22 protein-coding genes are annotated in these 23,518 nt (G+C 72.9%); 12 read left to right on the forward strand and 10 right to left on the reverse strand.

Features of this window, described 5'->3' with window-relative positions; translation table 11 throughout:
* Window positions 1-16: 16 nt before the first annotated feature.
* From BMW88_RS16020 to BMW88_RS16045, 6 genes are all read right to left on the reverse strand, one after another.
* Window positions 17-2,626 (reverse strand): SpoIIE family protein phosphatase, encoded by a 2,610-nt coding sequence (locus BMW88_RS16020; RefSeq protein WP_143116098.1) that lies wholly within the window; start codon window positions 2,624-2,626, stop codon window positions 17-19.
* Between the two features lie 9 nt (window positions 2,627-2,635).
* Complete coding sequence (locus BMW88_RS16025) at window positions 2,636-3,415, reverse strand: GAF and ANTAR domain-containing protein (protein ID WP_089951508.1); 780 nt, start codon at window positions 3,413-3,415, stop codon at window positions 2,636-2,638.
* Between the two features lie 85 nt (window positions 3,416-3,500).
* Window positions 3,501-4,679, reverse strand: a complete 1,179-nt coding sequence (locus tag BMW88_RS16030; RefSeq protein ID WP_089951509.1) for a serine/threonine-protein kinase — start codon at window positions 4,677-4,679, stop codon at window positions 3,501-3,503.
* Between the two features lie 79 nt (window positions 4,680-4,758).
* Window positions 4,759-5,850 carry a BMP family lipoprotein gene (locus tag BMW88_RS16035; protein ID WP_089951510.1) on the reverse strand — a complete coding sequence of 364 codons (1,092 nt, stop codon included), beginning with the start codon at window positions 5,848-5,850 and terminating at the stop codon, window positions 4,759-4,761.
* Window positions 5,851-5,975: 125 nt separating this feature from the next.
* Window positions 5,976-6,668 (reverse strand): TetR/AcrR family transcriptional regulator, encoded by a 693-nt coding sequence (locus BMW88_RS16040; protein ID WP_089951511.1) that lies wholly within the window; start codon window positions 6,666-6,668, stop codon window positions 5,976-5,978.
* Window positions 6,640-7,221, reverse strand: a complete 582-nt coding sequence (locus BMW88_RS16045) for an NADPH-dependent FMN reductase (protein WP_089951512.1) — start codon at window positions 7,219-7,221, stop codon at window positions 6,640-6,642. Before BMW88_RS16045 ends, BMW88_RS16040 begins: the two co-directional genes overlap by 29 nt.
* Before the next feature lie 268 nt (window positions 7,222-7,489).
* Here BMW88_RS16045 and BMW88_RS16050 point away from each other — a divergent pair, with 268 nt between their 5' ends.
* Together BMW88_RS16050 and BMW88_RS16055 are read left to right on the forward strand one after the other, a co-directional pair.
* Window positions 7,490-8,941, forward strand: coding sequence for a PP2C family protein-serine/threonine phosphatase (locus BMW88_RS16050; RefSeq protein ID WP_245777815.1), 1,452 nt, complete (start codon window positions 7,490-7,492; stop codon window positions 8,939-8,941).
* 8 nt (window positions 8,942-8,949) lie between these two features.
* Window positions 8,950-9,963 (forward strand): cobalamin B12-binding domain-containing protein, encoded by a 1,014-nt coding sequence (locus tag BMW88_RS16055; RefSeq protein ID WP_245777816.1) that lies wholly within the window; start codon window positions 8,950-8,952, stop codon window positions 9,961-9,963.
* Here the strand turns inward: BMW88_RS16055 and BMW88_RS16060 are convergent.
* The 3 genes from BMW88_RS16060 to BMW88_RS16070 are packed head-to-tail and all read right to left on the reverse strand — an operon-like array spanning window position 9,952 to window position 12,937.
* Window positions 9,952-10,275, reverse strand: a complete 324-nt coding sequence (locus BMW88_RS16060) for a DUF4387 domain-containing protein (protein ID WP_089951514.1) — start codon at window positions 10,273-10,275, stop codon at window positions 9,952-9,954. The two genes, BMW88_RS16055 and BMW88_RS16060, sit on opposite strands and share 12 nt — an antisense overlap.
* Window positions 10,268-11,650, reverse strand: a complete 1,383-nt coding sequence (locus tag BMW88_RS16065) for an acyclic terpene utilization AtuA family protein (protein ID WP_089951515.1) — start codon at window positions 11,648-11,650, stop codon at window positions 10,268-10,270. The genes BMW88_RS16060 and BMW88_RS16065 overlap by 8 nt, the downstream gene beginning before the upstream one ends.
* A gap of 30 nt (window positions 11,651-11,680) precedes the next feature.
* Entirely contained in the window at window positions 11,681-12,937 is a 1,257-nt protein-coding gene (locus BMW88_RS16070; RefSeq protein WP_245777817.1) for an MFS transporter, read from the reverse strand.
* A 95-nt stretch (window positions 12,938-13,032) separates the two neighbouring features.
* Between BMW88_RS16070 and BMW88_RS16075 the strand changes: the two genes are divergently transcribed.
* The 4 genes from BMW88_RS16075 (at window position 13,033) to BMW88_RS16090 (ending at window position 17,048) form a co-directional block, all read left to right on the forward strand.
* Complete coding sequence (locus tag BMW88_RS16075) at window positions 13,033-13,767, forward strand: GntR family transcriptional regulator (protein ID WP_089951516.1); 735 nt, start codon at window positions 13,033-13,035, stop codon at window positions 13,765-13,767.
* Between the two features lie 93 nt (window positions 13,768-13,860).
* Window positions 13,861-15,267: an MFS transporter gene (locus tag BMW88_RS16080; RefSeq protein WP_245777818.1), complete on the forward strand. Its 1,407-nt coding sequence runs from the start codon at window positions 13,861-13,863 to the stop codon at window positions 15,265-15,267.
* A complete protein-coding gene (locus BMW88_RS16085; RefSeq protein ID WP_281249406.1) occupies window positions 15,264-16,001 on the forward strand; it encodes an isocitrate lyase/PEP mutase family protein in 738 nt (245 codons plus the stop codon). Before BMW88_RS16080 ends, BMW88_RS16085 begins: the two co-directional genes overlap by 4 nt.
* 63 nt (window positions 16,002-16,064) lie before the next feature.
* Window positions 16,065-17,048: an RNA polymerase subunit sigma-70 gene (locus BMW88_RS16090; RefSeq protein ID WP_245777819.1), complete on the forward strand. Its 984-nt coding sequence runs from the start codon at window positions 16,065-16,067 to the stop codon at window positions 17,046-17,048.
* 20 nt (window positions 17,049-17,068) lie between these two features.
* On the opposite strand, the gene BMW88_RS16095 is transcribed toward BMW88_RS16090, so the two are convergent.
* Entirely contained in the window at window positions 17,069-18,343 is a 1,275-nt protein-coding gene (locus BMW88_RS16095) for a cation:proton antiporter (protein ID WP_245777820.1), read from the reverse strand.
* Between the two features lie 211 nt (window positions 18,344-18,554).
* Here BMW88_RS16095 and BMW88_RS43275 point away from each other — a divergent pair, with 211 nt between their 5' ends.
* From BMW88_RS43275 to BMW88_RS16125, 6 genes are all read left to right on the forward strand, one after another.
* The gene (locus tag BMW88_RS43275) at window positions 18,555-19,010 is read left to right on the forward strand and encodes a hypothetical protein (protein ID WP_245777821.1); all 456 of its coding nucleotides are present in this window, start codon (window positions 18,555-18,557) and stop codon (window positions 19,008-19,010) included.
* Window positions 19,011-19,114: 104 nt separating this feature from the next.
* On the forward strand, window positions 19,115-19,441 hold the full coding sequence (locus BMW88_RS16105) for a lycopene cyclase domain-containing protein (RefSeq protein ID WP_089951519.1): 327 nt from the start codon (window positions 19,115-19,117) through the stop codon (window positions 19,439-19,441).
* On the forward strand, window positions 19,434-19,751 hold the full coding sequence (locus tag BMW88_RS16110; RefSeq protein ID WP_089951520.1) for a lycopene cyclase domain-containing protein: 318 nt from the start codon (window positions 19,434-19,436) through the stop codon (window positions 19,749-19,751). The genes BMW88_RS16105 and BMW88_RS16110 overlap by 8 nt, the downstream gene beginning before the upstream one ends.
* Window positions 19,738-20,430: a class I SAM-dependent methyltransferase gene (locus BMW88_RS16115; RefSeq protein WP_089951521.1), complete on the forward strand. Its 693-nt coding sequence runs from the start codon at window positions 19,738-19,740 to the stop codon at window positions 20,428-20,430. Before BMW88_RS16110 ends, BMW88_RS16115 begins: the two co-directional genes overlap by 14 nt.
* The gene (locus tag BMW88_RS16120; protein WP_089951522.1) at window positions 20,427-21,950 is read left to right on the forward strand and encodes an FAD-dependent oxidoreductase; all 1,524 of its coding nucleotides are present in this window, start codon (window positions 20,427-20,429) and stop codon (window positions 21,948-21,950) included. The genes BMW88_RS16115 and BMW88_RS16120 overlap by 4 nt, the downstream gene beginning before the upstream one ends.
* Before the next feature lie 334 nt (window positions 21,951-22,284).
* The gene (locus tag BMW88_RS16125) at window positions 22,285-23,496 is read left to right on the forward strand and encodes an NAD(P)/FAD-dependent oxidoreductase (RefSeq protein ID WP_089951523.1); all 1,212 of its coding nucleotides are present in this window, start codon (window positions 22,285-22,287) and stop codon (window positions 23,494-23,496) included.
* Window positions 23,497-23,518: the final 22 nt, after the last annotated feature.

A 23,518-nucleotide genomic window follows, 5' to 3' on the forward strand; every position in this document is an offset into this window, starting at 1 on the left:
ACCACCGTGCGAGGCTTCAGCGCCGGATGGTGTGCTCCAGCCCCGACAGGTCCAGGATCCGCGCCGGCGCCGACCCGCTCGCGGCCACCAGCGACATCGTCCGCCCGCGCGCCCGCGCGCACGACAAAGCTTGCAGCAGCAACGCGATCCCGGAGCTGCTGAGGTAGTCGAGCCCGGTGAGGTCGACCTCCACCGGCCGCTGGTCCGCCACGTCGATCCGCGCCAGCAGCGGTGCGCGCACGTCCTCGACCGTGGCGATGTCGAGATCGCCGACGAGCACGACGACCTGCGTGTCGTCGTCCGGCTCCTCGGTCAGCCCGGTGACGGTCTCCGCCGGGGCCGTCCGCGGCGGGACCGGTGCGCCCGGCACCACGGGAACGTGGAAGGTGATGGTGGTGCCGGACTCGCCCACCACGAGGTCGTGCGAGTCGCTCAGCGCGCGGATCATCTCCAGGCCGCGGCCCCGGTGGCCCTTGTCGGCGGGCGCCGGGCGCCAGCGGCCCTGGTCGGCCACCGTCACGCGCACGCCGTGGCCGGTGGACTCGAGCGCCGTCTCGAACGTGCCGCCGCCCGAGGGGTAGGCGTGGTCCACCACGTTCGCGGCGGCCTCGCCCAGAGCCAGTTCCAGGTCGTAGACCGAGTCCTCGGACAGGCCCACGGTCTCGGCCCACGTCGTCGCGGTCCGCCGGAGGGCGGACAGTTCGGTCGCCGCGGCGGGTACCCGCAGGTGCAGCGGGGCGGGCAGGTGCCGGGCCACGACGAGCGCGACGTCGTCGGACTGGCCGTCCGGCAGCATGGTGTCCACGATCTGCTGGACGAGCGCGGCCGGGGTGAGCCGCGCGGCGGCGCCGACGGTGGCGGTCAGCCTGCGCACGCCCTCGTCCACCACCTCGCCGCGGCGCTCCACCAGGCCGTCGGTGTAGAGCACGACGGAGGCGCCGGGCGGCAGCGGTGCCGAGTGCTGCGGCACCGACGAGGTCTCGGCGCCGAGCACCGGGCCGATCTTCTCGGTGAGCGGCCTGGCCCCGGCGCCGTCGACGACCACCGGCGACGGGTGGCCCGCCGAGGCCCAGCACAGCTCGCCCGCGTCCCAGTCGAAGACGAGGCAGGCGCAGGTGCTGCCGGCCGCGCCGTTCACCCGCAGTGCGAAGGTGGCCAGGCGCCGCAACGACTCCGCGGGGGAGTGGCCCTCGAGCAGGTAGCCGGTCAGCGCGCTGCGCAGCTGTCCCATGACCGCGGCGGCCGCCGGGCCCTTGCCGACGACGTCGCCCACGGTCAGGCCGACCTTGGCCGCGCCGAGCGGCACGACCTCGTACCAGTCGCCGCCGATCTGCGAGTGCTCCGCCGCCGGCAGGTAGCGGGCGGCGGTGGCGAGCCGGGGCAGGGCGGGGACGTCGCGCGGCAGCAGGCTTTCCTGCAACGCGGCGGCGATCTCGTGCTCGCGCTGCAGCAGCAGTTCGCGTTCGGCCTCGGCGCGCCGGCGTTCGGTGACGTCCCTGCCGATCGCCTGCAGTCCCGTGGGCGTGGACTGGGTGCTCAGCTCCAGCGCGACCTCGCTGCCGTCGGCGTGGCGCATCGTCACGACCTGGGAGGCGGAGAGGTCGGGCAGCCCGTCGACGAGCAGGTCGGTGATCGGGGTGCCCAGCAGCTGCTCCGGCCGGTAGCCGAGCAGGTGGCCGGTCGCGGGGTTGGCGGAGACGAACCGCATCTCGTGGTCCAGCAACCAGATCGCGTCCGTCGCGTGCTCGACGAGCCGGCGCAGGCGCTGCTCGCTGTCGCGCAGCGCCCGGTCGGCGTGCACCCGCTGCATCGACTCCCAGCAGCGGTTCACCACGACCGAGACCAGGTCGATCTCGTCCTGGGTCCAGTACCGGACGCTGGCCTGGTGCACCGCCATCGCGGCCACGAACTTCCCGCCGCGCAGCAACGGCAGGCAGATCACCGCGCGGATGCCGGTCACGCGGTAGGCGGCGAAGTCGTCGGCGTCGAGCCGCAGGTCGTTCAACGCGTCGTTCACCACCCACGGCTCGCCCGCGCGCATCGCGGTCAACGCGCCGTTGCCGAACTCCCGCATCGCGAACCGGCCGGGCAGCGGGGGCAGGCCGGTGGCGTGGTCGCCACTCATGACGAAGTGGTTCTCGTCGGCCTCCGTGCGCGCGTAGGCACACCGGTCGACCTTCAGGTGCTCGCCGAGCAACCTCGTCGCGAGTGCCATGAGGTCCTCGGCGTCGTCGAGCCGCTGAGACTCGCGGTCGAGCAGGTCGAGGAACCGCTCCCGTTCGGACGCCGCCTCCCGCGCGGTCACGTCGATCAGCACGCCGCTGCGAAGCGCGCCGTGCACCCGTGCCTTCTCCATGAGCCAGATGACATCGCCCGCCGCTGTGTGGACGCGGTAGACCGTCTCGTAGTCGGTGTCCGACTCCCAGCGCAGCCGCAGGCTCTCCTCGCGGTCGCCGGGATGGGTGATCTCGGCCCAGAACCCGGGGTCGTCGCGCCAGCGCGACGCCGGATGACCGACGAGGCGTTCCGACGTGGCGGAGAGGTACGTGACCACGCGGCCACGCGAGTCGCCCCGCCAGACGATCACCGGCAGGTCCTCCACCACCGCGACGAGCTCAGGTTCCACGCCGCTCCCTCAGGTCCGCCGGACCGAGGCGAGCAGGTCCGCCGCGACGTCGCGGAGCTTCCTGTTCTCCCGCTGCGACCGGTCCACCAGCATCGTGAACGCCTCGTCGGCGGTGCACGCGTGCACCGCCATCAGCACCCCTTTCGACTGGTCGATCACGGCGCGCGAGTGGAGCGCCCTCTCCAGCTGCTTGACCTGGGTGCGCGAGTGCTGCCACCGCTGGCCGTTGATGATCGACGAGGAGGCGGCGGTGGTGAACAGCGTCATGAGCCCCTCGTCGAACGGGTCGAAGGCCGCCGCCGTGTAGCTGTAGATGTTGACCGAGCCGATGTGCCTGGCCTCGGCGTCGTCGGTGGCCGGCAGGACGACCGGGACCGACAGGTACGCGCACACCCCGGCCACGGCGGCCGCGGCCTCGAACTCCGGCCACCTGTCGCGGTTCTCGCCGATCACCGCCCGCACGGCGGTGAGCGTCTTGGCTGCCTCAAGGCACGGTCCGCGGCCGGAGCTGTACTGCTTCTCGTCGAGGTCGACCAAGCGGCGTTCGGTGGCCGCGGCGGTGCGCGGCTGGTCCTCGTTCACCACCGAGACCGTCACCGCGTCGGCGTCGGGCACGGCTCGCACGGCCGTCTCCGCGACGCGCTGCAAGGCGTCGTCGATGGCCTCTTCACCGGAGACCGCGTTGTGCAGCGCCGTCAGCGCTTCGGTGGTCTCGTCCAGGCGTGCCAGCGGGTCGGGGCGATCACCGTCGATCGATCGCACTGATCCCGGTCGCTCGTAGTCGGCCATGCCGCGGCACTCCTCGGTCAGCAGGTGGAGTCAAGGCGCCAGCTGCTTGACGCTCGTTGAGCGCATCGTACGACCACCAGGCGGTTCAGCCGTTGTTCGGACGGCTTTTCCCCTTGCCGCTGTTCTTGCCGGGACCCTTGTCCTGCTCGTCCTTCGGCGCCGACGGGAGCGGCGCCTTCGCGTCCACCGGCACCACCGGGGGCGCGACCTGCTGCTGCGGTGAACCGGTCGTCTGCGCCTCCGTCGTGACGGGCACCACGGCTTGGGTCGTGACCGGCCCCGCCGCCTCGGGCGTGGCGGTCGCGGACGGTGGCGTCTGGGTGGGCGGCGCGGACTCGCCGGTGGGCGGCTGCGACAGCACGGCGGCGGTGATGCCGGCCGCGGTGAGCAGCGCCACCGCGCCCGAGGCCGTGAGCAGGCCGGCCGGTCGGCGGCGGCGCACGGCCGCGCCCAGCCGGGTGGACGAGCCGTCGGGGTTGCGCAGGATCTGCGCGCACTCGGCGGCGGCCGGGCGGCGGCGCGGCGACAGCGAGGTCATCAGCGTCAGCAGCCGCCGGAGGTCCGCGGGCAGCCCGGCGGGGATCATGGGCCTGCGGTGCAGCCGGGCGACCGCGGCCTCGATCTCGCTGCCCTCGAACTCGCGCCGGCCGGTGAGGCACTCGAGCAGCACCAGGCCGAGCGCGTAGACGTCCACCGCGTAGTCGAACGCGTCACCGCGCACCTGCTCCGGAGCGAGGTAGGCGGCGGTGCCCACGAGCTGGTCGGTCCTGGTGAACCGGGTCGCGCCGATCAGCCTGGCCAGGCCGAAGTCGGCCAGGTGGGCGTTGCCGTCCTGGTCGAGCAGGATGTTGGACGGTTTGACGTCGCGGTGCACGACGCCCATCTCGTGGACGTAGGCGAGCGCGTCCGCGAGCTCGGCGCCGAGCTCGCGGACCTCCTCGACGGTGAGCGGACCTTCGTCGATGCGGCCGCGCAACGTGCGGCCCTCGACGAGCTGCAGCACCACGAACGGGGTGCCGCCGCTGGTCCCCGCGTCGTGCACCTGCACGAGGCGCGGGTGCGACAGCGCGGCGAGGGTCTTGATCTCGTTGTCGAACCGCCGTTCGTGGCAGATCTCCGAGCCCGCCTGGAACAGCTTCACCGCGACGTGGCGGTGCAGGCGCGTGTCCCAGGCGCGCCGGACCTCGGCCATGCCTCCCGCACCCAGCACTTCGGCGAGCTCGTAGCGGTCCGCGAGCACGCGGTCGTGGGCGGACACGGACATGGCGGCCCTTCCCGTCGGCGGTCAAGTGCCTCCGGTATTCCCACTCACCGCATCGGTCAACCTCGGAGATGTTGACGGATCACGGTTTGTCGGCGACCTTGATCCGGCCCTCGATGATCTGCGCCTTGTACCCCTCGAGGATGCCCTGGAGCGTCGCGTCGATCTTGCCACCGGAGGTCGCGTAGCCGACGCCGTTGACCTTCAGGTCGAACACCTTCGGCAACGACGCCAGGTCCTTCTTCGCGGCGGCGCGGATGAAGTCGTACACCGCGACGTCCACGCGCTTGAGGCTCGACGCGACGATCACGTCCCGGTTGTTCGCGAGCGCCGGCTGGTTGTACTGGTCGGCGTCGCACCCGATCGCCAGCACGCCCGCCTGCTTCACCGCGGCGAACACGCCGATGCCGGACGCGCCCGCGGCGGGGTAGACGACGTCCGCGCCCTTGTCGATCAGGCCCTTCGCGGCCTCCTGGCCCTTGGGCGGGTCCTGGAACCCGGTGAAGTCACCCGCGGGGGTGATGTACTTCTTGTCGAGCCGGATCTTCGGCGCGGCCGTCCTCGCACCCTGGTAGTAGCCGGCCTCGAACTTCTGGATCAGCGGGATGTCGACGCCGCCCACGAAACCGACGTGGCACTTCCTGCTCTGGTACGCCGCGACGACACCGGCGAGGAACGACCCCTCCTGCTCGGCGAACACCAGCGGCGTCACGTTCGCCGCGCCCTCCACCGCCGAGTCGACGAGGCCGAACCGGACGTCCGGGAACTCCGGCGCGACCGCCCTGAGCGCCTCGGTGTAGGCGAAGCCGACGCCCACGATCGGGTTGAAGCCCTCGGACGCGAGCTGCCGCAGCCGGGTCTGCTTGGCGGACTCGTCCTCGTTGGGCGCGGCCGAGACCTCGCGGCTGTTCTCCTTCTTGACCCCCAGGTCCCTGATCGCCTGGTCGAACCCGGCGGCGGCGAGGTCGTTGAAGGACGCGTCGCCACGCCCGCCGATGTCGTAGGCCAGCCCGACCTTCAGCGCGCTCCCGTCGACCTTCTCGCCGGTGGCGGCGGTGCTGCTCGTGGCGGCCACGGCGCTGGGCGGCGGGGCGAACTCGCACCCCGAGCCCGAGGCGTCGGCCGGGCCGCTGTCGCCACCACCGGAGTCCTTCGCGCAGGCGCTCACCACCATGAGGCTGGACAGCGCGATCGCGGCAACAGTGGTGCCACGCTTACGACGGCGCACGGTGCGTCTCCTCCCTGGAACGTTCGGGGGGACGCTACCTTCCGCCGTCACCCATGCGGATGAGCGTTCAACTACTGGGAACGACCTGGGGTGTGCCCCCCGTCGCAGACGCGTTCGACCAGGACCTGCCAGCTGTCGGCCAGGGTGCCGATGAGGGGGGCGGGGCCGGGCGCGTCGTCCGGCGCCTGGAGGTACAGCAGGACCGGTCCTTCCAGGGCGGCGACGAGCTGCACCGCGAGCGTTCCGCTCGCGGCCACGTCCGGGCACGCCTCGCTCAGCAGCATCTGCACGTGGAACAGCGACGGGCTGTCGCCCACGAGGTTCGGCCGGCCGGGGTCGAACGCGGCGCGGGCCAGGGCGGTGTGCTCGGCGAGGAACTCGAGCCGCGCCCGGCCGAACGCCACCAGCCGCTCGACCGCCGGCGCGCCGGGGCCCAGCGGCGGCGGCCCGCTCATCACCCGCTGCTGGAACCGCTGTTCCTCCTCGTCGAACAGCGCGAAGAAGATGCCCGCACGGGTGTGGAAGCGGCGGAACACCGTGCCCTTGCCGAGCCCGGCCCGCTCGGCGAGACCGTCCATGGTGACCTTGTCGACGCCGAGCTCCGCCACCATCCGGCGGGCGACGTCGATCAGGTGGGCGCGGTTGCGCGCGGCGTCCGCCCGCTCCCCGCGGGAGCGGGTGAGCGGCAGCGCGACGGGGTCCGCGGCGTGCCCGCCGCCCACCGGTCGCGGCCGGTCAGGCCTGCTGCGCGGTGAGCTGGCCATCGCGAAGGGGTGCCAGCGCGCCGCTCCAGGCGACGAGCTCGTCGAGCATGGTGCCGAGCGTGGCGGCCTGCACGTCGGAGGGCTGGAAGTCGGTGTAGTCGGTGAAGTCGTGGAACAGCGACAGCGACACGCTGGTGCGCACGTCCGCGAGCTTGAGCTCGCCCGCGACCAGCCTCAGGTGCTCCACGGCCCTGGCGCCGCCGACGGAGCCGTAGGAGACGAAGCCGACGGCCTTGTTGTTCCACTCGTGGTGCAGGTAGTCGATGGCGTTCTTGAGCACGCCGGACGTGGAGTGGTTGTACTCGGGCGTGACCATGACGAAGCCGTCGAAGCCCGCGATCTTGGCGGACCACTCCTTCGTGTGGTCGTGCTGGTACTGCTGCATCATCGGCGGCACCGGCTCGTCGAGGTGGGGCAGCGGGTGGTCCCTGAGGTCGACCAGCTCGAAGGTCGCGTCGGTGCGCCGCTCCGCGTGCTCGAGCACCCACCTGGCCACCTGCTCGCCGTTCCGGCCGGGGCGGGTGCTGCCGATGATGATCCCGATGTGCGTCATCCCTGACTCCTCTGCGAAGCCCGCGAATCAAGCGGGGTGTGGTCCGCTTACATAAGCGGACTGTACCCCGCTTTGTCGGGGCGCGCTCCGGTGTCGTGGATCACGCCAGGTGTACTGCCTTCGGGTGATGGGAAGCATCCAGAGCGGGAAGACCGCGAGGTGAGTCGGCTCCCGACGCGCCCTTCGAGGCCGTTGGTCCAGGTCCTACCCACTGCGACACGCCCTCAAACGTTGTTCTTGATCCAGAACGGGTGGAACACTCCAGCACGTGGTCGCGGTCCAGAGCTGGCTGCACTCGCCGTGCCCGGCAATCGTCGTCAACGCCGCCGGGGTCGTCCATTCGATGAACGACGCGGCGAAGGTGCTCCTGCCGGCAGACATCGAACCGAGGTGGCAGCACGGTGACTCCGTGCTCATCTCGGAGCGCAGCTATGCCGCGCACCGGGTCGACCACAGCAGCGGCGAGGTCACGTGGTGGCTGCTGGACGACACCGACCTGCGGCTGGAGCGGCATCGCGCCGAGCTGCTGACCCGGATGTCAACCGTGCTGATGACCTCGCTCAACCCCGAACGCTGCATGCGGGTCGTCGCCGAGCTCGCCTCCACCCACCTCGCGGACGACGTGCTGGTCATCGCTCCCGGCACCACCGATGGTCACCCGGTGACCCGGTGCGTGCGCGGTGAGGCGCCCACCCACGAGCTGCGGCGCATCGACGTCGAGGAGGTCGTGGGGCTCAGCGAGGCGCTGCGGGGTTTCCCGCCGGTGCCGTCGCGCTGGATCGACCCGGCCGCCGCGCCCGGCTGGCTGGCCCACGGCGCCACGTCGATCGTGGTGACGCCGCTGCCGGGGCACGGCGTGCCGGCCGGCGCGCTGATCCTGATGCGCCGCGACCGGCACTTCGCCGAGGACGAGGAGGCGTTCGCACGCCTCTTCGCCTCCCGTGCCGGTGTGGCGATGTCGGCGGCGTGGCTGTTCACCCGGCAGGCCGCCATCACCGAGCGCCTGACCAGGGACCTGCTGCCGCCCGTGCTGCGCCGGTACGACTCCGTCGACCTGGCGGGCCGGTACCGCGCCGCGCAGGACACCGAGCAGGTCGGCGGCGACTTCTACGACGTGCACGAGCGGGAGAACGGCGAGCTGTTCGTCGTGCTTGGCGACGTGTGCGGCAAGGGGCTCGACGCAGCCGTGCAGACCGGTCAGGTCCGCACGACCGTGCACGCCCTGCTGCCCGTGGTCGCCGATCACGACCAGTTGCTACGTTCGCTCAACAAGGCCGTGCTCACCACGGACCGCGGACGGTTCATCACGGTCGTCGTCGCCACCGTCAAGTCCTGCGAGGAAGGGCTGCACGTGCGGCTCACCTCGGGCGGTCACCCGCCGGCGTTGATCGTGCGGGCGAACGGCGAGGTGCGGGCGGCCAAGACCCGCGGCACGCTCGTCGGGCTCCTGCCCGAGATCGTCACGACGACCGACGAGGTGGTGCTGGCCCCGGGCGACTCGTGCCTGCTGCACACCGACGGCATCACCGAGGCCGTCGGCGGGCCGCTGGGCGACGAGGAGTTCGGCGAGGAACGGCTGCTGCGCGCACTGGAGGAGTGCGGCGGCATGCCCGCCGAAGCGCTCGTCGAACACGTGCACATGCTTGCCGCGCAATGGATCGGCAGTGGGACGCACGACGACATGGCGGTGGTCGCGATCACGGCGCCGCGCCGGAGGTGACACTTCTCGTGGACGCGGCGGACACGTCCTGGGCCGACGACCTCTGGGCGGCCGCGCTCGACGGCGACGAGCGCAGGGCCACCGACATCGTGCTCAAGGTGGCCGAGCACGAGCCGCACGAGTTCGTGCTGCTCGACGTGATCGGTGCCGTGCAGCGCCGCGTCGGCGCGGAGTGGGCGGCGAACCGGATCAGCGTCGCCCAGGAGCACGCGATCACCGCCATCAACGAGCGCGCCGTCTCCGCTCTGTCGGTCAGCCGCCCCTACCGGGAGCCGACGCGCGGTCGCGTCACCGTCGCGTGCGTCGACGGCGAGTGGCACGCGCTGCCCGCGCGGCTGCTCGCGGAGGTGCTGTCGGTGCGCGGGTTCCGGGTCGACTACCTCGGGGCGCAGGTGCCGACCCCGCACCTGATCACCCACCTGCACCGCACCGGGCCGGACGTGGTGGCGTTGTCGAGCTCGATCGCGACGCGCCTGCCCGTCGCGCACGCCACCATGACCGCCTGCCAGGCCGCGGGCGTGCCGGTGATGGTGGGCGGCGCGGCGTTCGGCGAGAACGGCAAGTACGCCCGCCGGTTCGGCGCGAACGCGTGGGCGGCCGACGCCCGCGAGGCGGCGGACATGCTCATCGCGCGGCAGCTCCCGGCGCCCAGCCCGCCGCACCAGCCGATCGAGGACCTGCCGCACCTCCTCGACCAGGAGTACACGCTGGTCACCCGAGGCTCCGCCAACCTGGTGCGCACGGTGTACCGGGCGCTGGAGGACCGCGTGCCCGCGATGAGGTCCTACGACGACCAGCAGCGCCAGCACACGGCCGAAGACCTCAAGCACATCGTCGAGTTCCTGGCGACCGCGTTGTACGTGGACGACGAGGAGCTGTTCCGGGCGTTCATGGCCTGGACCGGCGACGTGCTGGCGGCCCGCGGGGTGCCCGCCGGGGTCCTGGTACCGGCGCTCGAGCTGCTGTCCGCCGAGCTGCGCGACTTCCCGCGCGCCCGGCGGATGCTCGACTCAGCCCGGTAGCACCGCGGCCAGTGCCGCCAGCGGCACGTGGTGCTGCCCGGCGTGGATGTCGCGATCCCGCAGCCCGCCCTGGGGGACCGGCCGGGGGAACGAGATCTTGACGACGTGCAGCGACGGGATCCGGAATATCTGGACGTCCTCGGCGCGCACGTCGTAGAGCGAGGCGACGACCTGCTCGTTGACGATCTCCGGCGAAGCGGCCAGCGCGTAGCCCGCGTCGTCGCGCAGGAACAGCTCCATCGTCACCCAGAACGGTCCGGCGTTCTTCGAGCGGACCTCCAGCGCGAGGTCTCCCAACGTCTGGTCAGTCACGGGCCGGCGCCTTCCGGTGGTCGGTGCGGAACATCTCGGTGGGGGTGCGGGTGTCGACGACGTGGTGGAGCGCGAACTCGTAGACCGCGCCGCGCTCGGTCTCGGCGGGGGAGTACGCGAACGCGAGGCTCGGCAGGTAGGCCATGTCCGGGGTCGGCAGGTGCAGCATCAGCGGGTTGGCGACCTTCGCGACGGCCGTCGCGAGCTCCTGGGTCCGCGCGCGGACCAGCAGCATCACGCCGATCTCGCGCGGCGGCCGGACCGCGGGGTCCAGTCCTCCCAGCACGGCGTCGTAGCCGTAGCGCCGCAGGTCGAAGGAGTACTCGGTGCCGTCGAGGCCGAGCGTCTGCTCGACGCGGCCGGTGAGGACCTCGGTGAACAGCTCGGTCCAGGCCTCGATGTTCGCGATGATGTGCTCGTCGCGGATCGCGGTGAACGACATCGTCTCGTAGCCGGTGATCCGGGCGCCCTCCAGCTTGACGGTGTGCTGGTCGGCGGGGTGGAACCGCGAACCCTCCACGCGCACCACCCGGTCGTCGACGGCGGTGTAGACGGCGCCGGTGACGTCCAGCTCGCCGGCGGGCTCGCGCATCCGGAACGGGTTCACCGTCTCGTAGAGCATGTGCGCGGCAACGGAGATCGGCGTGCACGCGGCGTCGGGGTCCAGCGGCTCGATGGTGAAGCCCGAGTGGTCGATCGTGGCGAGCACGCCACCGGTGCGCGGGTTCGTCGTGCACTGCCCGCCGCATTCGACGATCTTCGCCGCGTGCCACACCGGACCGGCCGGCATGCCCTTCATCAGCGGGAACGCGGCGGCGACGGCGGTGTCCGTCGCGCGGCCGGCGAGCACCACGTCGGCTCCCGCGCGCAGGGCCGCCTCGATGGGTTCGTGCCCCATCATCCCGACGACGTGGGTGCAGCTGTCCACAGTGGCCTCGTCGAGCGCGGTGGCCGGCGCCAGCGGGTGGACCGCGCCCTCGCGCAGCCGTTGTTTGACGAACTCGGCGCTCTGCTCGCTGCGGATCGTCGCCACGGACAGGCCGAGGTCCTCCTCCCGCAGGACCTCGTCGACGATCCGGGCGACCTGCTCGACTCCCGAGTCGGTGCCGCCGGTGCCGCAGGACCCGACGACCAGGGGGATCTTCGCCCTGGCCGCGGCGCGGAGCAGGATCCGCAGGTCGCGCGCGACGGCGGCGGCGGTGGTCTTGGCGGTGCCCGACCCGAGGTAGTGCGGGCCGGAGTCGGTCGACCCGGCGTCGACGGAGATGACGTCGGCGCCGAGCTCGAGTCCGCGGTCCACTGTGGACTCCGCGAACCCGGCGCCGAGCATGCCGGTGGGCGACAGGACGCGGACGGCCCCGGTGGGAGCGCTCATCGCGTGGTTTTCCTTCCGGTCGAACGGTTTCTACAGCGAGGTCGCGTGCCGGCGGCTCAGGACGGCGACGCGCAGGACCACCGCGGTGGCGAGCGCGGTGACGACGGCGATGTCGAGGAGCATGAACCGCCAGCCGGTGAGGTCGACCATCGCGCCGACCACGCCGGGGCCGATGAACCCGCCGGCCGCCCAGCTGACCGTGTACAGGGTCGTGTAGACCCCGATCACGCGGGCGGACGGCGCCAGGTTCCACAGCACGACGGCGGCGTTGATGAGGAACCCGGACGCGCCGGCGGCGGCGAGGCAGAAGGCGGCGACGGTGGCCGCCGGCGTCGGCACGAGGGTGCCGGCGGCGAGCGAGACGCCGAACACGGCCATGCCGATGGTCATCGTCCGGATCCGCCCGATCCGTTCGGCGAGCAGCGCCGCGGGGTAGGCGGCGACGAGGAAGGCCACCCCGCTGGGGAACGTCAGCGAGCCCGCCGCGCCCCGCGACAGCCCGAGCGCCTCCATGCCGTACGGGGTGAACAGGGCGCGCGAGGAGAACCAGGCGGACGCGAACAGCAGCACCGCGGTGACGACGAGGAGCCGGCTGCGGTCGCGGTCGCGCAGGACGTCCAGGGCCACGTCGCGCAGCCGGGTGACCGGCTCGGTCGCGGTGTCCTCGGTGAGCGCGAGCCGGTAGGCACTCGACGTGCTGTCGCGCACCCGTGACACCAGAACGGCGGCGCACACCAGCATGAGCACGGCCGGCACGGTGAACGCGAGCTTCGGGTGGTCGTCCACCAGCAGCGCGCTGACGACGGCCGAGACGATGACGGTGAGTCCCGAGGCGATCTTGACGACGGCGTTCGCCCTGCCCCGCCGGTCCGGCGCGATGAAGTCGGGCAGCAACGCCTGCGCGATCGGCTTGAAGCTGTTGCCCACCAGCGAGTAGACGAAGATGACCGCGATCAGCGCCGGCAGCGCGGTCGCGAGCGGGATCAGCACGAACAGCACCGCCGCGAGGGGCATGCCCACCGCCAGGTAGGGGATGCGGCGCCCCCAGCGCGTCCGCGTGTTGTCCGAGCGGTGGGCGATCCAGGGCTGCACGAAGATGCCGAGCAGGTTGTCCATGCCCATGACCAGGCCGACGACCGCCGTGCTCGTGATGTGCTCCCGCAGCAGCGGCGGCACCTGGGCGTCGTAGAAGTCCCAGGTCGTCTCCTGGGCGAAGACGGCCAGTGCGACGAAGAACGTGATGCGCCGGGTGAGTCGCCGGTCCACCGGCGTGGTGATCGCTGGCACGGAAGCCTCCGTTGGCTTGAGGGCCGCCTCACCGTAAGATGCTATAGCAAAGCAGTCAAGCAATAGCTTACGGTTTCGGCGTAGTATCGAACCTCGTGACGGCCGACTCTCGTGACACGCTGGCCGACCGGGCCTACCGCTCGGTCCAGGACGCCATCACCGCCGGTGAGCTGGCCCCCAACCAGAAGATCACCGAGCGCGGCCTCGCCGAGCGCCTGTCGATGAGCCCGACCCCGGTCCGCGAGGCCATCCGCCGCCTGGAGCAGGACGGCCTGATCAAGCGCATCGGCCCGCGCACGGTCGTCGTCGCGGACATCGGCACCGCGGCCGTCGAGGACCTGGCCGAGGTCGAGATCGCCCTGCGCGGCCTCATCGCCCGCTTCGCCGCCCGGCGCGCGACCCCCGACCGGCTCGACCGGCTCGACGCCCTCCTCGACGAGGCCGACGACCTGCTGATCGTCATCAAGCAGCGCGACGCCGAGGGCCGTCCCGTCCAGAAGCACCTGAACGCGCTGCTCGACACCATGCAACGCTTCAACGACGCGGTCGTCGCGTGTGCGGGCAACGCCGTCCTGGCCCGGCTGCTGGACCAGACCAGGGTCTTCACCCGTGTGGAGCGGCGGACCCGGGTGGTGGAGCGGGTGCTCGCCGACCACCGGTTCGGGCTCGACCGCTACGCCGGGCACCGGGCGCTCGTCCGGGCGTTGCGGGCCGGTGACTCGGTCACGGCGGAGCAGATCGCGATGGACGACGTCCGCGGCGGTCTTGAGGACCTGCGCCGCGCGCCCGGCGAGGTCGCGCCGTCCGGTCAGCCCGGTTCCGCGAGCTGATCCGCGATTCCTCGCGCCACCTCGTGAGGTCCACACCTCCGAAGGTGTCGGACGTCGGCTGCTGCCAGCCGGCGGGAACCGGAGGAGGCGCATTTGTCCACGTGCACCGAGCAGGCGGGCGTGCCACCGGCCGAGCGGGGATCACGGCGCACATGGGTGCTCGTGACCACCTCGATGGCGTCGCTGGTGGTCGTCCTCGACGCGCTGGTCGTGGCGACGGCCCTGACCGCGATCAAGACGGACCTCGGCGCCTCGGTGACCGAGCTGGAGTGGACGGTCAACGCCTACGGGCTGAGCTTCGCCGTACTGCTCATGACGGCCGCGGCCGTCGGGGACCGGTGGGGTCGCCGACGGGTGTTCGCGGCCGGTGTCGCCACGTTCGCGGTGGCGTCGGTGGTGTGCGCGGCGGCACCGGACGTCGGCACGCTGATCGCCGGGCGGGTGCTCCAGGGCGCCGGGGCCGCGTTCATCATGCCGCTGGCCCTGGCGTTGCTGACCGCCGCCTTCCCGCCCGCCCTGCGGCCGGGGGCGCTCGGCGTCTTCGCGAGCGTGAGCGGGGTGGCCGTGCCGCTGGGGCCGCTCCTCGGCGGGGCGGTGGTAGCGGGCGGCTCGTGGCCGTGGATCTTCTGGGTCAACGTGCCGCTCGGGGCGGTGCTGCTGCACCTCACCCTCACCCGCGTCGAGGAGAGCCGCGGACCGGACCGCGCCGTCGACGTGCCGGGCGTGGTGCTGGCGGGTACCGGGACGCTCGGCCTGATGTGGGCGCTGATCCAGGGCAACACGGCGGGGTGGGCCAGCGCGCAGGTGGTGGGGTCCGCCGTGGCCGGGCTGCTGGCCCTCGGGCTGTTCGTGCGCGGGCAGGGCCGCGCGGCCGAGCCGATGCTGCCCCTGCACCTGTTCCGCGAACGCGGGTTCACCGCGGCCAACGTCGTGATCTTCTGCCACTGGGGCTCCGCGTTCGGGGTGCTGTTCTTCATGGCGCAGTTCCTGCAGACCGGACTGGGCTACGGGCCGCTGGCCGCGGGGCTCGCGCTGATGCCGTGGGGACTGACGACGGTGGTCGTCCCGCAGTGGGTGGGACGCCGGGTCGGCCGGTTCGGTGAACGGCCCTTCGTCGTCGCGGGTCTCGGGCTGCACGCCCTCGCCCTGCTCTGGATCGCGCTGGTCGCCGAACCGGGGGTCGGCTACCTGGCGATCGCGGTGCCGCTGGTGCTCTCCGGAACGGGCATCGCGCTGTGCCTGCCCGCCGCGCAGAGCGCCGTGCTGACCTCGGTGGCGCCGCGGTTCCTCGGCACGGCCTCCGGCGCGTTCAGCGCGATGCGCCAGCTCGGCGGCGCGTTCGGCGTGGCGGTCCTGGTCGTCGGGTTCACGGCGACCGGCGGCTACGCGTCGAGCGAGGAGTTCTCCCGCGGCTTCACCGCCGCCGTCCTGACCGGTGCGGGCCTCGCGGTCGCGGGCGCGCTCGCCGGAACCGCCATCCCACGAAGGGAAAAGCTGTGAAGGAACACGCCGATCTGCTGCGCCGGCTGCACCACGGCGAGATGCTCGTGCTGCCGAACGCGTGGGACGAGGCCAGCGCGGAGCTCGTCGTCGAGGCGGGGTTCCCCGTCGTGGCCACGTCGAGTGCCGCCGTGGCCGACGTGCTCGGCCACCAGGACGGTGAGAAGGCGCCCTGGCAGGAGATGTTCGCGGCCGTCGCCCGGATCGCCGCCGCCGTGCCGGTCCCGGTGACGGTGGACGCCGAGGCGGGCTACGGCCTGCCACCGCACGAGCTGGTGGCCAGGCTGCTCGAGGCCGGCGCCGTCGGGTGCAACCTGGAGGACACCGACCACCGGGCCGGCGGTCTCGTGGACGCGTCGGCGCAGGCGGACCGGCTCGCCGAGGTGCGGGCCGCCGCCGACGCCGCCGGTGTCCCGGTCGTCGTCAACGCGCGGATCGACACCTTCCTGCCGTCCAGCGGGGTCCCCGACCCCCTGGCCGAGGCGGTCCGGCGGGCGGACCTCTACCGGCGGGCGGGCGTGGACTGCGTCTACCCGATCGGCGGCTCGACGCGCGACAACCTCGTGCCGCTGGTCGCCGGGGGACCGGTCAACGGCAACACCACCGGTGAGCTGGACCTGGCGGCGCTGCGGTCGCTGGGCGTGGCCCGCGTGTCGTTCGGCCCCCGCTTCCACCGGGCGGGGATGCGCGAGTCGCTCGACCGGCTCGTGGCGGAGATGAACCTCGCGCGATAGCGGTTCCTTCTCCCGGCCGGCGGTGTCCAATGGGGAGTTGACGACCGCGACCAGGAGCGTGACGTGTCTGCCGAGGTGCTCCCACCGTTGACCGGCGTGCGGCTGCACGACGAGTTCGCCCTGCTGCGCGCCGGGCTGGTCCTGCACTGCTACCGCATGACCGGCTCGTACCAGGACGCCGAGGACGTCGTGCAGGAGACGTACCTGCGCGCGGTGCGCGGCCTGGCGGGCTTCGAGGGCCGGTCGTCGCTCAAGACCTGGCTCTACCGCATCGCGACGAACACCTGCGTCACGGCGTTGAGCCACCGGAGCCGGCGGGTGCTGCCCGCCGGCCTCGGCGCTCCGGCGAGCGACCCGGACACCCGCGTCCACGCCGACGAGTCCATCGCGTGGCTCGAACCGCTGCCCGACGCCGTGCTGCACCAGGACGAGCCGGGCGAAGTGGTCGTCAGGCGCGAGTCGGTGCGGCTCGCGCTGATCGCGGCGCTGCAGTACCTGCCGGTGCGGCAGCGTGCGGCGCTGCTGCTGCGCGAGGTCCTCTCGTGGTCCGCCGCGGAGATAGCGGACGCGCTGGGCGTCAGCGCGCCCGCCGTGAAGAGCCTCCTGCAACGCGCCCGCAAGCGGCTGGACGAGCTGGACCTGGCCGACCGGCACCTGGAGCCGCCCGGCCCGGAACTCGAACGCGCGCTGCTCGACCGCTACCTCGCGGCGTTCGTGGCGGGGGACTCCGCCGCGATCCGCGCCGTCATCCACGACGACTTCAGCCTCGAAGCCGTGCCGCATCCCGTGTGGTTCCGGGGCGTGCACGTGTGCATCCCGTTCCTGGAACGGGCTTTCGCCTCGACGCGCGGCTCGGTCCGGATGCTGCCCACCCGTGCCAACGGCCAGCCCGCCATGGCCGGCTACCGCCGCGACCCCTCCGGCGTCCTGCGCGCCGACTGCCTGTGGGTGCTGACCCTGGCCGGCGAGCGCTTCTCCCGCGCCACCAAGTTCGAGAACCCCGCCCTCGTCACGGCCGCGGGCCTGCCCGGCCTGCTCGCGGGGTGAAACCGGTCGGCGCCGCGGACCTACACCGGGGTGCGCGGCGCCTCGCCCGCGTCTCCGCGGACCGCGGCTTTCTGCTCCCGCTTGTGGTCCAGCAGCCACATGACGGGCGTGGCGGACAGCCCGTGGACCAGGATCGAACCGATCACGACCAGGCCGGTGATCCGCCAGAGCGCGTCGTGGCCGTCGAACTGGCCCTCCTGCAGGGCGTAGGTGATGTAGAACAGCGAGCCCACGCCGCGGACGCCGAAGAACGCGATGACGGTGCGTTCACGCGGCCCCGTCTTGCCCGCCAGCAGGCCGATCCAGCCGGTGAGCGGGCGGACCACCAGCAGGATCACCGCGGCGACGACGACCTCGGTCCAGGTCAGGCCGGCCAGGAGGCCGGTGGCCGCGGCGCCGCCGAGCAGGAACACGATCAGCACGGTGAGCAGGCGCTCGGCCTGTTCCACGTGGCTGTGCAGGACCTGGTGGTAGCCGTGGTGGCGCTCGGCGGCGCGGATCGTGCAGGCGCACACGAAGACGGCGAGGAAGCCGTAGCCCTCGGCCAGTTCGGTGATCCCGTAGGCCAGGAACGTGGCGGCGAAGGCGACGAACCCCTCGGCGTGCTCGGAGAGGCGGAGCTTGTCCGACGGCACGGAGAAGAACAGCTTGCCCAGCAGCCAGCCCACGGCCAGGCCGATGGCGAGACCGCAGGCCACCCGCCACAGGACGTCCACGGCGAGCCAGTGGCCGAGCCAGGCGGACGGCGCGACCCCGGCGAGGCTGATGGCGATGGCGGCGTAGGTGAAGGGGAACGCGAGGCCGTCGTTCAGCCCCGCCTCGGAGGTGAGGGCGAAGCGGGCCTCGTCCTCGTCGGTGTCGGGGTTCTCGGCGGGCTCGGCCACCTGGACCTCGCTCGCCAGCACGGGGTCGGTGGGTGCCAGCGCGGCGGCCAGCAGCACCGAGGCCGCCACCCCCAGCCCCAGCGCGGCCCAGCCGAGCACGCCGACGGCGAGCATCGACAGCGGCATCGTCACGGCCAGCAGGCGCCAGGTGCTGGCCCAGCCGCGCAGGCTCACGGCGCGGTTCAGCGCGAGGCCCGCGCCCATCAGCGAGATGATCACGCAGATCTCGGTGAGGTGCAGGAGCACGGTGCCGTGGGCGTCGGGATCGGGGTCGGGCAACGGGTCGACGACCGTGAACGTGAGGGCGCCCGCGCCGAGGATGAGCATCGGCATGGAGATCGGCGCGCGGGCGAGCAACCGGGGTAGCAGTGCGGCGGCGAGCGTGGCCAGGCCGGCTCCGGTGTACAGCAACGAGCTGGGATCCACTCCGCGCCTTCCGTCCGTGCCTCGAACCGATCTGGTACCCGGTGCCAGGTCCTGCAAACGGGCGACAGGTCGCGGTCGCGGTGCGGCGGACGGGTGAAGTGTGCGCCGGTTGTGGTGCGGGGGCGTGCCGGACGGCCGAGGATGTGCTGGTTGCGCGGTGTGCGGCCGGGGCCGGAGGCAGAGGAGACGAGGGGCGATGGACCTGCTCGACGACGTCCAGGCCCGAGGTGTGACGTTGGCCGCGGTGGGCGCGGTGAACCGGCGGGACCAGGTGTGGGCCACGGAGGCCGTGCGCGGCCTGGTGGCCCGCGAGCGGTCGCGGATGGTCGCGATCGACACCTGCGCGGCCATCCTGTTGCGGGGCATGCCCCGCGGCTCGCTGCACCGGTCCGCCCGCATCCCGGTCGTGGCGCCGGGCGGTGACGAGACCTGCGCGCACGCCGCCGGGGTGGCCTCGGAGCTGCTGACCGGCTTGGCCAGTGGCGACGACCCGCGGGTCGCGGCCGCGCTGAGGCCGCTGACCGGCGAGCAGCACTTCGACGTGCTGCTCGTGCTGGTGCGCGCGGCCGCCGGGTGGATCGACGCCTACGTGGGCATCGACGGCGACACCGTCGACGCCTACTACGCGATCTCCAAGGAAGAGGTCACGTAGGCGGGTCTCCTGGCCTTCCCGCACGCCGCCGATCAACGGCGAGCCCGTCGCGCCGTCGTGCGGAGCCGCCGCGCCGCCCATACGGTCAGTGCGGGAGGTTGGCGATGCGAAGCCAGTACGAGTACCTCGTGGTGCTGGGTGTGTGCGTGCTCATCACGTTGCCGCTGGAGTGGATGGGCCGCGGCGTCTACCGGCGCGCTCCGGAACTGGCGCGCGCCATCGCCCCGGTGTTGGCCGTGCTCGCGGTGTGGGACGTCATCGCGATCCTGCGCGGGCACTGGAGCTTCCACCCCGAGGCCACCACGGGCGTGCTGATCGGCGGGGTGCTGCCGATCGAGGAGGTCCTGTTCTTCGTGACGATCCCCATCTGCGCGGTGCTGACGTACGAGGCCGTGCGCGGACACGCGGAACGTTGGTCGCGCGATGGTTGAGGAGTACCTCTTCGCCGCGCTGACCGCGGTGGTCGTGGTGCTGCTGCTGGAGCTGTGCGTGCTGCGCACCGGGTTGTTCAAGCGACCGGCCTACTGGGTCACGATGGCGATCGTGCTCGGGTTCCAGGTGCCGGTGGACGGGTGGCTGACGAAGCTCGACGCGCCTGTCGTGCTGTACGCGGACTGGGCCATCAGCGGGCTGCGGATCCCGTGGGACATCCCGGTGGAGGACTTCCTCTACGGCTTCGCGATGGTCACCGCCGTGTTGTTGTTGTGGGAGCGGGGAAGGCTGGCACGTGAACAAGCTTGAGGTACCGGGGAAGTTCGACCGAGCCGCCCGCGGCTACGACTTCCTCGTCGGGATCAACCCCGGCTACCACCAGGCACTGCGCCGCTCGGCCCAGGCGCTCGGGCTGCGCCCCGGGATGCGGGTGCTCGACCTCGGTTGCGGCACGGGCGCGTCCACGGCGGCGCTGGTCACGGCCGCGCCGGGCGTGGAGATCGTCGCCGTGGACGCGTCGGAGGGCATGCTCGCGCGGGCACGGCAGAAGCGCTGGCCGAGCTCGGTCAGGTTCGTGCACAGCCGCGCGGAGGACGTGGACGAGGGCCGGTTCGACGCGGTGTTCGCCGCCTACCTGGTGCGCAACCTGCCCGAGCCGGACGCCACGCTGCGCCGGGTCCGCGACATGCTCCTGCCCGGTGCGCCGCTGGTGCTGCACGAGTACTCGGTGCGCGACTCGCCGGTGAGCACCGCGCTGTGGACGGCGCTGTGCGGGTTCATCGTGCCGGCGGGCTGGCTCGCGACGGGCGACCGCTCGCTCTACACCTACCTGTGGCGCAGCGTGATGAACTTCGACGGCGCGTCGGCGTTGCGCGACCGGTTGCGGCGCAACGGCTTCGTCGGCGTGCGCAGCGCACCCGTGCCGGGGTTGCAGCTCGGCGTGGTGCACACGTTCCGCGGGCACGCACCGGCACAGGACCAGCGGTGAGGGACCGCAGGGCGGTGCGGATCCCGGCCCCGGCCGGCCGCGCCCAGTTCGCCGGGGACGCGCCGGTCGTCGTCGTGGTGGGCGGCGGCATCGCCGGGCTCTCCGCGGCGACGTTGCTGGCCGAACGCGGCGCACGGGTCGTGCTGTGCGAGCGGGAGGACTACCTCGGAGGCCGCGTCGGCGGCTGGAGCACCAGGCTCGCCGACGGCAGCGAAGTCACGATGACGCGCGGCTTCCACGCGTTCTTCCGGCAGTACTACAACCTGCGAGCGCTGCTCCGGCGCGCCGACCCGGCGGGACGTGCGCTGGTGGGGCTGCCGGACTACCCGCTGCAGCACGCCTCCGGCCACCGCGACGGCTTCGCGGACCTGCCCAGGACCGTGCCGTGGAACGCGCTCGCGTTCCTGCGCAACAGCCCCACGTTCCGGTGGCGGGACCTGCCCCGGGTCAACGCGCGCGCCGCCCTGTCGTTGCTCGACGTGTCGGTGCCGCGGGTGTACGAGGAGCTGGACGGCCTCGACGCCGCCACCTACCTGGAGCGGATCCGCTTCCCCGAGGCAGCGCACGCGCTGGCGTTCGAGGTCTTCTCCCGCAGCTTCTTCGCGCACCCCACGCGGATGTCGGCCGCGGAGCTCGCGGTGATGTTCCACATCTACTTCCTCGGCTCCGCCGAGGGCCTGCTCTTCGACGTGGCCGCGGACCCGTTCCCGCACGGCCTGTGGGAGCCGCTGGGCCGCCACCTCGCCTCGCTGGGCGCGACCGTGTGCACCGGCACCGAGGTCAGGTCGGTGCTCGCGGGGGAGCGGAAGCGGTTCTCGGTCACCATCGGCGACGGCTCGCTCGACGCGGACGCCGTGGTGCTCGCAGCCGACGTGCCCGGCCTGCGGGACCTCGTCGGCGCCTCCCCGTCGCTCGGCGACGCCGGGTGGCGGGAGCGGATCGGCGAGCTGCGCACCGCGCCGAGGTTCCTCGTGTCGAGGTACTGGCTGGACACCCCGGTGGACCCGGACCGGCCCGGCTTCCTGGGCACCGGCGGCCACGACCTGCTCGACAACATCAGCGTCCTCGACCACTACGAGCACGAAGCGCGGGCGTGGGCCGCGCGCACCGGCGGCTCCGTGGTGGAGCTGCACGGGTACGCCCTTCCGTCCGATGTGGACGAAGAGTCCGCACGGGCCAGGCTCTGGACCCAGCTCACCGAGGTCTACCCGGAGACCAAGCGGGCCGGCGTGGTCGACGAACGGCACGAGCTGCGCGAGGACTGCCCGCTGTTCCCCGCCGGCGGGTACGCGCGCCGGCCGGGCGTGACGACGCCGGACGAGTTCGTCGTGCTGGCGGGCGACCTGGCGCGCATCGACCTGCCGGTGGCGCTGATGGAACGCGCCGCCACGACGGGGTTCGCCGCGGCCAACCACCTGCTCGGGCGGTGGGGTGTGGCGGGGACGGACCTGTGGACGGTGCCCGCCGAGGGCCGGGTGCCCGTGCTGCGCGAGGCTGCTCGCCGTTGGAGGACGTTGTGATCGGTGCCGGCCTGGCGGTGGTGCCGGTGGGACGCGTTGGCGGTTGTGCGGGGCGCGCTTCTGCGGTGCCGGCGAGGTGGGTGGGCGCTGCGGCGGTACCGGCAGGACGGGCGGACGCTCCCGCGGTTCCGGCGCCCGCGAGCGGTCGCGCGCCCGACAACAGCTCCCTCGTGCCCATCGGCCGGGCGGTCGCCGCCGGTCCCGCCGCGCACCGTCCCCCGGACCGCCGCGGTGTCGCGGGCGTCGCCCCGCGGACGTCATCCGCCGGAGGCCGCGCGGTCACCACCCACCACGCACCGGCCCCGCGCCCGGTCGCCCGCCCCAGGAGGACGTCGTGATCGTCGTGGTCGGAGCCGGACTGGCCGGCCTCAGCGCCGCGCTGGAGCTGACGGCGGCGGGTGCCGAGGTCACCGTGCTGGAGGCGGGTGACGAGGTCGGCGGCCGGGTGCGGACGGACGTCGAGGACGGTGTGCGGTTCGACCGCGGGTTCCAGGTCCTGCTGCCCGCCTACCCCGAGCTGGAGCGGCTGGACCTCGGTCCGTTCCCGCTGCGGTACCTGCGGCCTGGCGTGTTCGTGCACGACGACGGGCGGCACGACCTGCTGGCCGATCCCCGCAGCGGCCCGTCCGCGTGGGACGGGGTGCTGCGCCAGCACGTGCTCGGCGCGCGGGACCTGGCTGCGCTGGCGCGGTTCTCGGCTCCGGACGCGTTCGGGCCGGTCCGGCCGCTGCTCGCCGCCCAGGACCGCACGACGCGTGAGGAGCTGCGCCGCCTCGGTGTGTCGGACCGCGCGGTGCGCGCGGTGTTCCGGCCGTTCCTGTCCGGGGTGTTCCTGGAGCGGGAGCTGACGACGTCGTCGCGGTTCTTCCACCTGGTGTGGCGCAGCTTCGCCCGTGGTGGCGCCGCCGTGCCCGCGCTCGGCATGGGCGAGCTGCCGAAGGCGATGGCGGCCAGGCTGCCCGACCGGAGCGTTTGGCTGGAGACCCCCGTGCGGGCCGTGCACGACGACGGCGTGGACCTCGAGGACGGGAGCCGGATCTCCGCCGACGCGGTCGTCGTCGCCACGGACGGCACGACCGCGGCCCGGCTGCTGCCGGGACTGGCCGAGCCCCGCTGGAACGCGGTGACCACCTGGTACTTCCGGCCGCCGCGGTCCCCGCTGCGGGACGGCTGCCTGGTGGTCGACGCGGGCGGTGGTCCGGTGGTGAACACCGCGGTGATGTCGGAGGTGTCGCGCCCGTACTCGCCGCACGCCCCACTGGTGCAGGCTTCGGTGCTCGGCGAGGCTGACGAGCAGGACGTCCGCGCGCATCTCAAGAGCCTGTACAGCACGGACACGAGCCGATGGGAAGTGCTGCGGCGTTACGACATCCCGCAGGCCTTGCCCGCCATGACGGCGCCGCACCGGTTGAAGCAGTCCGTGCGTGCGGGCGAGCGGCGGTATGTGTGTGGTGACCACCGCGACACCAGTTCCATCCAGGGGGCGCTGCACTCGGGCCGGAGAGTCGCCCACGCCGTGCTCGCGGACCTGCGAGGCGATCGGTGACAGCACCGCGGCCCGGCGGCCG

The sequence above is a fragment of the Lentzea xinjiangensis genome, from assembly GCF_900110955.1.
Classification (GTDB): domain Bacteria; phylum Actinomycetota; class Actinomycetes; order Mycobacteriales; family Pseudonocardiaceae; genus Lentzea; species Lentzea xinjiangensis.

Bases quoted from the DNA above. Each gene is read 5' to 3' on its own strand.
- BMW88_RS16035 (WP_089951510.1), bottom strand. From the start codon at position 5,850: ATGGTGGTGAGCGCCTGCGCGAAGGACTCCGGTGGTGGCGACAGCGGC.
- BMW88_RS16110 (WP_089951520.1), top strand. From the start codon at position 19,434: ATGGTTGAGGAGTACCTCTTCGCCGCGCTGACCGCGGTGGTCGTGGTG.
- BMW88_RS16040 (WP_089951511.1), bottom strand. From the start codon at position 6,668: ATGGCCAGCTCACCGCGCAGCAGGCCTGACCGGCCGCGACCGGTGGGC.
- BMW88_RS16025 (WP_089951508.1), bottom strand. From the start codon at position 3,415: ATGGCCGACTACGAGCGACCGGGATCAGTGCGATCGATCGACGGTGAT.
- BMW88_RS16030 (WP_089951509.1), bottom strand. From the start codon at position 4,679: ATGTCCGTGTCCGCCCACGACCGCGTGCTCGCGGACCGCTACGAGCTC.
- BMW88_RS16105 (WP_089951519.1), top strand. From the start codon at position 19,115: ATGCGAAGCCAGTACGAGTACCTCGTGGTGCTGGGTGTGTGCGTGCTC.
- BMW88_RS16045 (WP_089951512.1), bottom strand. From the start codon at position 7,221: ATGACGCACATCGGGATCATCATCGGCAGCACCCGCCCCGGCCGGAAC.
- BMW88_RS43275 (WP_245777821.1), top strand. From the start codon at position 18,555: ATGGACCTGCTCGACGACGTCCAGGCCCGAGGTGTGACGTTGGCCGCG.
- BMW88_RS16065 (WP_089951515.1), bottom strand. From the start codon at position 11,650: ATGAGCGCTCCCACCGGGGCCGTCCGCGTCCTGTCGCCCACCGGCATG.